The 6,654-nt window shown below is 61.2% G+C and carries 6 protein-coding genes and 1 pseudogene; 5 read left to right on the top strand and 2 right to left on the bottom strand.

What is annotated here, in order from left to right:
• The 5 genes from EOC06_RS42720 to EOC06_RS17065 all read left to right on the top strand — a co-directional run.
• Nucleotides 1-211, top strand: a 211-nt coding sequence (locus tag EOC06_RS42720; protein ID WP_245469686.1) for a hypothetical protein, incomplete at its 5' end; no start/stop codon positions are given.
• On the top strand, nucleotides 208-1,191 hold the full coding sequence (nadE, locus tag EOC06_RS17080; RefSeq protein WP_281062082.1) for an NAD(+) synthase: 984 nt from the start codon (nucleotides 208-210) through the stop codon (nucleotides 1,189-1,191). The genes EOC06_RS42720 and nadE, both read left to right, overlap by 4 nt.
• A 3-nt stretch (nucleotides 1,192-1,194) precedes the next feature.
• Entirely contained in the window at nucleotides 1,195-3,216 is a 2,022-nt protein-coding gene (gene asnB / locus EOC06_RS17075; RefSeq protein ID WP_128308323.1) for an asparagine synthase (glutamine-hydrolyzing), read from the top strand.
• The gene (locus EOC06_RS17070; RefSeq protein ID WP_164898620.1) at nucleotides 3,213-4,766 is read left to right on the top strand and encodes a class I adenylate-forming enzyme family protein; all 1,554 of its coding nucleotides are present in this window, start codon (nucleotides 3,213-3,215) and stop codon (nucleotides 4,764-4,766) included. The genes asnB and EOC06_RS17070 overlap by 4 nt, the downstream gene beginning before the upstream one ends.
• Before the next feature lie 39 nt (nucleotides 4,767-4,805).
• Nucleotides 4,806-5,072 (top strand): acyl carrier protein, encoded by a 267-nt coding sequence (locus EOC06_RS17065; protein ID WP_027036262.1) that lies wholly within the window; start codon nucleotides 4,806-4,808, stop codon nucleotides 5,070-5,072.
• Between the two features lie 57 nt (nucleotides 5,073-5,129).
• Here the strand turns inward: EOC06_RS17065 and EOC06_RS17060 are convergent, their stop codons facing one another.
• Both EOC06_RS17060 and EOC06_RS17055 read right to left on the bottom strand, forming a co-directional pair.
• On the bottom strand, nucleotides 5,130-5,822 hold the full coding sequence (locus EOC06_RS17060) for a class I SAM-dependent methyltransferase (RefSeq protein WP_164898619.1): 693 nt from the start codon (nucleotides 5,820-5,822) through the stop codon (nucleotides 5,130-5,132).
• Between the two features lie 114 nt (nucleotides 5,823-5,936).
• Nucleotides 5,937-6,654, bottom strand: a pseudogene (locus tag EOC06_RS17055) (sugar ABC transporter substrate-binding protein); the annotation flags it as partial.

Genomic DNA, 6,654 nt, shown 5'->3' with positions numbered 1-6,654 from the left:
CTTGTTCCGTTGCGCGCGGCCCGGAATGCCGCTTGCACTCGGGTGGGACCGGGCATTCGTCCATCTGGACGTCATTCCGATCGCCGGCACTCACATCGACATGGTCGTGGAGCCCCATCTGACCATCAATCGCCCACTCATCGAAAACGCTGTGACCGAGACCTACTCTTCAGTCGAGTCACGCCAACAGGAGGCAGTGTCATCGACCTGATCGGGGAATTCAGCAGCGATGTGCTGGCGCTCGATGCCCGGCTGGAGATCGATCGCATCGTCGAGACTTTGCGCGAGCAGGTTCTCGGCACACAACGGCGTCGCGGAGTGGTCGTCGGGCTCTCCGGAGGCATCGACAGTTCGGTCGTCGCAACGCTGTGCGCACGGGCGTTCGGGAAGGACAAGGTGCTCGGCCTGTTCATGCCGGAGCGCCATTCGTCAGGCGACTCGTTGAGGCTTGGCCGCAGCGTCGCCGGGCAGCTTGGCATCGACACAATCCTTGAAGATATCGAGCCGGCGCTTGAAGGCATCGGCGCATACGCCCGACAGATCGAGGCCATCCGAACTGCCGTCCCTGGATATGGCGAAGGCTGGAAATGCAAGCTGGTCATGGCATCGGTGCTGGAGAGCAGCGGCCTCAATATCACGCGCCTTACGGTCGAGGATCCGCACGGAAAGATCGACACCGTGCGTCTGTCGCCGGCGGCTTACCTGCAGATCGTCGCTGCCACCAACTACAAGCAGCGGGTTCGCAAGATGACCGAGTATTATCATGCGGACCGCCTCAACTATGCAGTGGCAGGCACGCCAAACCGGCTCGAATATGACCAGGGCTTCTTCGTCAAACAGGGCGACGGCATCGCCGATGTGATGCCTATCGTCCATCTCTACAAGACCCAGGTTTACCAGCTGGCGGAGTATCTCGGTATTGACAAGGAGGTCCGAACAAGGCCGCCGACCACGGACACGTTTTCCATGGCGCAAACCCAGGAGGAGTTCTACTTCGCTTTGCCCTATCAGTTGATGGATTTGTGCCTCTATGGCATGAATCACGGAATTTCGGCCGGCGTGGTTGCCGCCGCCGCTGGCCTCACCGCCGAGCAGGTCGAGAAGGTCTATAAGGATATCGTCAGCAAACGCCGCGCCGCCCGCTATCTTCACGCACGGCCGCAGCTGCCCGCTGCGATGGACAGGGATTGACCCATGTGCGGCATCGCCGGAATTGTGGCGCTGAACGCGGCTGCGGAGCCTCCTTCACGAGCCGCGCTTCTACGAATGGCAGCCGCGCTCTCCCATCGAGGTCCGGACGAAAGCGGCCTTTACCGCGACAGGCGAGCGGGGCTGGCGCATACCCGCCTGTCGGTCATCGATCTCTCGACCGGACAGCAGCCTCTCGCCGACACAGGCAATACCACCTGGATCGTCTTCAACGGCGAGATCTTCAATTACGTCGAGCTGCGTGACCAACTCATAGCCCTGGGACATTGTTTCCGCACCCGCAGCGATACGGAGGTCGTCGTGCATGCCTACCGCGCCTGGGGTGTGGGCGCGTTCGAGCGGCTGAACGGGCAATGGGCACTCGCCATTTGGGACTCGCTGATAGGCCGCCTCGTCCTGTCGCGCGATCGGTTCGGCATCTGCCCGCTGCATTTGTGCGAACACGCTGGCCGCCTGCATTTCGCCAGCGAAGTTAAGGCCATCTTCGCAGCCGACCCGGCGATACCGCGGGCCTTCGATCCGGCGGGGGTCGACCAGACTTTCACGCTGTGGACGGTCGTACCGCCGCAAGGCGTATTTCAGGGGATACAGGAACTTACCCCCGGCCATGTCCGCATCTACGACAATGGCAGCGTTCGTGAGCACGCTTTCTGGAAACCTTGCTATCCCGAGAGCGAGGACCTGGCCCATGGCACCTTCAGGGGCTCGCTGGAGGATGCGGTGGACGAAGTGCGCGGCGCCTTGCAGGCCGCGACGGCGCTTAGAATGGTCAAGGCGGACGTGCCGGTCGGCTGCTACCTTTCCGGCGGGCTCGACAGCTCACTTGTCGCCATGCTCGGGAGGCGCTTCGCCGGCGCGCCGCTCCAGACTTTCTCGTTGCGTTTTGCTGACGCCGAATATGATGAAACCCGTTACCAGCGGCTGGTTGCCGGTGCGAGCGGCGGCGAGCACCACGAGGTGATGGTTTCGCGCGGTGACATCGCCGACATCTTCCCGGATGTGATCCGTCATGCCGAGCGTCCGATTCTCAGGACCGCGCCGGCGCCGTTGTTCCTTCTCTCGAGGCTGGTGCGCGAACATGGCATCAAGGTCGTGCTGACCGGCGAGGGGGCCGACGAGATGTTCGCCGGCTACGACCTGTTCCGGGAAGGCAAGGTCCGCCGCTTCTGGGGGCGGCAACCCGCCTCCGCCCGACGCGCCCGACTGCTGGAACGTCTGTATCCCTATCTGAGCCGCTCGCCGGTCAAGCAGCAGGCGATGGCGCGCCAGTTCTTTGGACACGGTCTCCATGCATATGGCGCGCCCGGCTTCGCGCATGATACCCGCTGGCGCACCACCAGCGCCATCAAACGGCTGTTCTCGGCCGACATGCACGCCGAAACGGCGCGTCGCGACGTGGTGGCTGACCTGCTCGGCCGCCTGCCCGAAGAGTTCCAACGATGGGGTCCTCTCGCGCAGGACCAGTACCTTGAGATCAGGACGCTGATGTCGGGCTACCTGCTCTCCTCGCAAGGAGACAGGATGCTGATGGCTCACTCCGTCGAAGGGCGTTTCCCGTTCCTGGACGACAAGCTCGTGGCCTTGGCGAATTCGCTACCGGCCGACTACAAGCTGCGCATTCTGGATGAGAAACACGTGCTGAAGCGTGTGGCGAAATCGATCGTCCCCGCGGAAGTCGTGGCCCGCAAGAAGCAGCCCTACCGGGCGCCCAACGCACTTTGCTTCATGGGCGATAGCGCACCCGCCTATGTCCGCGAAGCACTCTCTGAGACTACCCTGCGCGCGGCGAATGTCTTTGATCCGAACTCGGTCGCGCGCCTGCTGGACAAATGCGCTGCCAAGACCGGCGATGGCGATCTGTCCAACTCGGACAACATGGCGCTGGTCGGCGTGCTGTCGACGCAGCTCCTCCATCAGCAGTTTGTCGCAAGCCGTCCATCAAGCGGGCGTGCGGTCGACCTCAGGATAGATGTCGATCGCCTGCACAGGGAAGAGGTGCTGGTATGATGCATGGCGCCGTCCCTCTGCTGCACGACTACCTCAGCCATTCGGCCGGCCGACTCGGCGACAAGGTGGCGCTGGTGTGCGGCGGGCACCGGCTCGCCTATGATGAGCTTGAGACACGTTCCAACGCGGTCGCCCATCATCTCGTCACGTCCGGGGTCGCCCCCGGTGACCGCGTCATGATCTTCGCCGACAACACCGTCGAGACCGTGGTCAGCTTCTGGGCGGTTCTCAAGGCGAGCGCCGTTGTGTGCATCGTCAATCCGCTCACCAAGAGCGACAAGCTGGGGTATTTGCTCAACGATTGCCTGCCGGCAGCATTGATCACCGACAAACATTTGCAGGCAATCTTTACTGAACCGGCGCGTAACTGTCCGTCGCTGCGGCGGCTCATCGTCTCCGGTCCGATGGACGTCGCCGAGCTCCGGGGATTGCCGCATGCCGTGCGCTGGGATGAGGCGGCTGCCGGCCACGGCAAAGCGCCGGCCCGCCGCCGCATCGATATCGATCTCGCAGCCATCATCTACACGTCGGGCTCGACCGGCGAACCCAAAGGCGTGATGCTGACGCACAGGAACATGATGGCAGCCTGCACGTCGATTGCCTCGTACCTCGAACTTGGCGAAGACGACGTGATCCTCAATGTCTTGCCCCTGGCCTTCGACTACGGCCTCTATCAGATGATAATGGCATTCCGTACCGGGGCGCGCTTGGTCCTCGAGCGCTCGTTTGCCTTCCCCGCACAGATACTTGCGATCATCGAAAGGGAGAGAGTTACAGGCTTTCCCGGCGTGCCAACCATCTTTGCCGCGCTGTCGGATCTCAAGACGCTGAAGGCAGATGATTTTGCAAGCATAAGGTATGTCACGAACACTGCCGCGGCACTGCCGCTCAAGCACATTCGCCTGCTCCAGGAACTGTTTGCCGATGCTCGCATCTATTCGATGTACGGCCTGACCGAATGCAAACGCTGCACCTATCTTCCGCCGGAAGATCTTGCTCGAAAACCGTTGAGCGTGGGGATCGCCATCCCGAACACCGAAATGTGGATTGTCGATGAGGATGACCGAAGGGTCGGTCCCAATGTCGTCGGCCAGCTGGTCATTCGCGGGGCAACGGTCATGAAGGGCTACTGGGGTAAGCCGGAGGCTACCGCGAGGAAGCTCAAGCCTGGCCCTTTGCCCGGCGAGCAGGTTCTGTACACCGGCGACTACTGCCGAATGGACGAGGAAGGCTACCTCTATTTTGTCGGCCGCAGCGATGAGATCATAAAATCGCGGGGAGAAAAGGTGGCGCCCAGGGAAGTCGAAAACGTGCTGATGGAAATCCCGGGAGTACGGGAAGCCGCGGTCGTTGGAGTTCCCGACGACCTGCTAGGGCAAGCAGTGAAAGCGTTTGTCGTCATGGAGCAAGGAACGATCATGTGCGAAAAGCAGCTGCGGATGGAATGTCAGAAGCGGCTGGAAAACTTCATGATTCCGAAGTCCATCCAGATTGTGTCCAGTCTACCGATGACGGACACGGGCAAGCTCAAGAAAATAGCGCTTTCATAAAGCGACACCTGGAAATCATTTGGATCGGAGGCCAATTCAATGCTGAGCACGAACAACAGAATTGACACCTACAGCGATCAGATACGCGCCTTTCTGGCGTCAAATTTCTACGTGGCCGACCCGCGTGCCCTGGAGGTTGAAACGTCGTTGCTCGACCAGGGCATCATAGACTCGACTGGAGTGCTTGAAGTTATCGGCTTCGTCGAGGAGACATTCGGCATCACTGTCGAGGACAGTGAACTTCTGCCTGAGAATTTCGATTCCATCCAGGGAATTGCACGTTACGTGCTCAGCAAGGAAAACTGATCGCTGGGCCGCTTTAAGGGCGTCCTCCCAACCGAGCGCGCAAACCAATGGCGCGGCTCACGCTGGCGCTTTGGCCCGTGCACAAACCACCCTGGCTTCACCGGCTTTGTTTGCAACCGCGCGAATGCTCTCGTAGGCTTTGGAACGCTCAACCAAACTCATGACCTGCCGGTCCTGGCCAAGCCCGACCTCGAAAAGCAGCATGCCACCTTGCCGCAGATAGCGCCGCGCCTCCTTGATCACCCGCATGTGAATGCTCAGGCCGTAAGGCCCGGCAGCGAATGCCTCACGTGGTTCAAGTTCCATCAGATGCGCGCGGTCGTTTTCGAGCCGCTTCTCGGAGATGTAAGGCGGGTTGCAAACGACCAGATCGATCGTGCCTTCGAGCTCCAGACCCGAGAAGGAATTGAACAGGTCGCCCTGCAGCACCGAAATGCGTCCGGCCAGGCCAAGATGGGCGACATTCCGGCAGGTGGTTTCGACACAGCTGTCAGTGAGATCGCTCGCCCAGACGCGCGCGGTGGGGACCTTGTATCCAATGGCGCAGGCGAGATTGCCCGCTCCGCAGCACATGTCCACGACACGCGGGACCGGCCGATTAAGTTCACGAAGCACATTGAGGGCGGTGCTGCCGAGCAATTCCGTCTCCGGGCGAGGGACGAGCGCGCCGGGCGCGACAACCAACTTCAGCCCCATGAAGCCGATGCGGCCGGTGATGTAGGCGCTGGCGACATCTATTTCACCAATCACGACAAACCCGCTTTCTTGATTTTCCCATGCCCGATTTCTCAGGTCGCCCGGGTCTTCATGCCGTGAGGCGAGGCATCAGCCACCGTCGTTCCCGAGTCGGTTCACGTCGCGTAACTACTGGATCGCCGCGCTCTGCAGGTCGCTGCTGAACCTCACCTCGATGGTGTCTCCAGGCGCGACCTCAGTGTCCTGGTCGACCGGTCGACCTCTCGACGCGTCGCCGGCTCCCCCGGTTATTGTGATCCGCGCCTGGAAGGTTTCGCCGGCGACCGGCAGCGGAAGAGCGGACGCCCCTGATGGCTGAAGCTTCTGGCTGGCTGCGTGGAGCCTTGCAGTGGTCTCGGCGAGGCGAAGGTCGGTGTCCCTCAACTCGTTCAGAAGGCCGATCCTTCGTTGATTTTCATTGCGTTCCTGCTGCCTGACGAAGTCTTCCTGCTGGCGCCGCGTTCTCATGAGTTCGACCGAGGTCTCGAGCGCCCGGCTCGACGACATCAGCACCGCACGTCTGACATCGGCGAGCCTGCTGTTGGTCAGATTGCCCGATTCGAACGATTTGGTGACCCGCGCCAGATCGTCCTCATCCTGTTTCACCGCTGCCGCTTCCGTCTGCTCGCGCTTGAGCAGAACCTCGACCTCAGCCTCGGCATCCTTGGCGGTCTTGTCGAGATAGCTTTGCTCCTGTTGAAAATTGTTCAGCGAAATTCTGAGACCCTCCGCTTCCGCCTGCGCGACCGCCGATATCAATGCATTCGACAGGGGCGAGCCCTGCGGCGGCTGCATGTCAAATTCTGCCTGGTTCTGAAGTTCGGCGCGGATGCGGGCGCCATGAAAG

The sequence above is a fragment of the Mesorhizobium sp. M7A.F.Ca.MR.362.00.0.0 genome (assembly GCF_004023175.1).
In the GTDB taxonomy this organism is placed as follows: domain Bacteria; phylum Pseudomonadota; class Alphaproteobacteria; order Rhizobiales; family Rhizobiaceae; genus Mesorhizobium.
The sequence above is the reverse complement of the archived record's forward strand: the minus strand, read 5'-3'. Positions and strand labels throughout refer to the sequence as shown.

Bases quoted from the DNA above. Each gene is read 5' to 3' on its own strand.
- asnB (WP_128308323.1), top strand. From the start codon at position 1,195: ATGTGCGGCATCGCCGGAATTGTGGCGCTGAACGCGGCTGCGGAGCCT.
- EOC06_RS17070 (WP_164898620.1), top strand. From the start codon at position 3,213: ATGATGCATGGCGCCGTCCCTCTGCTGCACGACTACCTCAGCCATTCG.
- EOC06_RS17065 (WP_027036262.1), top strand. From the start codon at position 4,806: ATGCTGAGCACGAACAACAGAATTGACACCTACAGCGATCAGATACGC.